The organism is Helicobacter pylori, from assembly GCF_014496965.1.
Lineage (GTDB): Bacteria > Campylobacterota > Campylobacteria > Campylobacterales > Helicobacteraceae > Helicobacter > Helicobacter pylori_CZ.
This window is the reverse complement of the sequence record NZ_JACTCR010000028.1, coordinates 1-2,570: the sequence shown is the minus strand read 5'-3', so window position 1 is coordinate 2,570 and position 2,570 is coordinate 1. Positions and strand designations below refer to the sequence as shown.

The following is a 2,570-nucleotide window of genomic DNA, read 5'->3' as shown; positions in this document are numbered from 1 at the left end:
TTTGATCCAAAGAAAAGCTAAAGTCGTTTCTAGTGGTAGCGATTACACCAACTCTTTTGTTTTCAATGAAGGGGCTAGCCATTTTAAGGTGTTTTTTAATTACGGGTGGGTGTTTTAGGGTGAGAAAATATTAGAGAGCTTGATTTTTATCAAGCGATAATCTCATTGTGATGCGCTCCATAGGGGCTATGGGGTTTTAATGAGGTTGCAGAGAGGAATTATAATATTCTCTCACCCCCTTAAGAGTTTTACAACAAAATGAAATCTAAAACAACAAGTTCAAAAATCTTTGCAAAAATCTTTGAATGTTAAGAATCTCATCATCACCACCAAAATCCACCAACGCTAAAACACCCCATTAAGACCTAGATAATAACACTTCATTTTTTAGCTTTTTCTCTCTTTTTCCACGAAATTTCTCTATATTTTTAATTCTAGGGTCAATATGATTTTTTTAAAATATGGTTTAATGAAAATCGGCTCAATCTTGGTGGAATGATTCAAAGGTTTGCGCTTCTTTCATGTTATGGGCGATTCGTGTTGGGTATTAGATTTATTATAAATTGGAGCCATTAAAAGCGATGTAATAAAAGCAATTAAAGAAACTATGAGAATATAAAAGCTTAAACCATAACTTTGCAAACTTTCAGGGGCTGCTATGGCTTTTGCGTTTAACCAGCTTGAAAGTTGAGGGGTAAAGCCAGCGGTTATAGCATAGGCTATGTTATAAGCAAAGGAAATCCCGCTAAAACGGATTCTAGCGCTAAACACATCGCTCATGAAAATGGGGCAAAAATTCATAATGCCCGCGCAAAAGCAAGCTAAAAAGTATAAAACTATGGTATTGACTAAACTTGGCGCGTTAGAATAAAATTCCTTAAAGAATAAAAAGCCAAAAAAGGCAAAGACCACGCTAAAAGCCATACAAACTTTGTGCGGTTTGATTTTATCGGCCAAAAACCCGGTGAAAATAATGGAACTTACAATACCAACAAGTCCTAGAATTTGAAAATAGGTTTTTTCAAACGGAGTGAAATGAAAATTGGGATGCGTAAGGGTAAAATTCGGGACAAAAAGGATAAAAATCAAAATACAAGCGGTTAAAACCCAAGTGATAAGCATGGAGATTGATATACCAAAGAGAGAGCTTTTAAACACCTCTTTAAGCGGGAATTTGACTAAGGCATCGTCCTGCTTCATTTGCTGAAAAACGGGAGTTTCTTCTAAAAAGCGCCTCAAATACACAGAAATGATACCAAAAATCCCTCCAAGCCCAAAAGCAACCCTCCAAGCCCAAGCTTCAACAACAGGCTTGTCAAAAACCATATAAATCCCCATATAAACCAAACTCCCAAGCAAAATCCCAGAAACTACGGAAGCGGTTAAAAAACCGATATAAGTGTTTTTTTGCCCTTGTGGGGCATGTTCATGGACAAAAACCCAAGCGCCAGGCAATTCACCACCCACAGCAACGCCTTGACAAATCCTAACAAGCACCAAAAAAACAGGAGCTATGTAACCAAGATAATGAGCGTTTTTAGGGGTAAGCCCCATGCTATCCACGCCAAAACCCACCAAATGATTAAAAGTTGGCATCAAAGCTAGTGCAAAGGTTGGGATTACCATTAATAAAATAGAGAGCATGAACATGTTTTTACGACCGAATTTATCCCCAAAGTGGGCCATCACTATGCCACCAAGCGGGCGCGCCAGATAACCTGCGGCAAAGATACCATAAGTGTTGATTTCAGACCAGATAGGGCTAAGCGTGTTTGGGAAAAAGTGTTTGGCAATGATACTTGTAAAAAATACAAAGATAATAAAATCATAAAATTCTAAAGTCCCACCGAGCGAAGACAACCCTAAGATTTTTACCTCTTTTTTGCCCAAATGTTTTATTGATCATCCTTTCACTAAGGCTATCGCCCTATTTTAAATTTTTCATTTTGAAACTAAGATTGATAAAATTAATATAGCTACCTTACACCTTAAAGGAATTTTTTTAGATAATAAGCAGTAAATGAAATTTATTAGCACTCAAAAAGTGAATCATTCTACCTTTTTTATCATTAAGCATCACTTAAATGAGTTTACATTTTGTTTACCTATTTTGTCAAAACGCTTTACCCAATTCTATCAGCCAAAAAAACACTCCTATTAAGACTTGGGTAATAACACTTCCTTTAATGTTTTAATGATAGCTTCTTCTCTTTTTTCACGAAATTCCTTGATATTTTCCCATTCTAATTTTAGGGTAGGGTCAATATAATTTCTTTTTTTATACTCTTCTATGGCTTGTTGATTATCTTTATATTCTTCTTTGAGCCACACCTCAGGGTCTTTATCCTTTTTGGCTTGGTTCTCTGTGCCTTCTAAAAGCTGGAGGTTGTATAAATGATTCTTACAATCATAGAAATCTTTATCCAATTTTTTACTTTTCTCAGTGAATTACCCAACCGCTAAAGCGATTGGGCTTTTTCTTGCTTCATAGCTCCATAACTAGCTAGATCTAATATGTTGCCATATTGAGAACTAACCCCGTTAGAGGAAGCTCCACAAGCTTTGATACG

General features: G+C 36.2%; 1 protein-coding gene and 1 pseudogene. Both read right to left on the bottom strand.

From position 1 onward, the window contains the following. Positions 1 to 519 precede the first annotated feature (519 nt). Positions 520 to 1,899 (bottom strand): MFS transporter, encoded by a 1,380-nt coding sequence (locus tag H7O61_RS07700; protein WP_187875635.1) that lies wholly within the window; start codon positions 1,897 to 1,899, stop codon positions 520 to 522. A 258-nt stretch (positions 1,900 to 2,157) separates the two neighbouring features. After that, positions 2,158 to 2,448 (bottom strand): annotated as a pseudogene (locus H7O61_RS07695) (ancestral polypeptide); the annotation flags it as partial. Between the last annotated feature and the right edge of the window lie 122 nt (positions 2,449 to 2,570).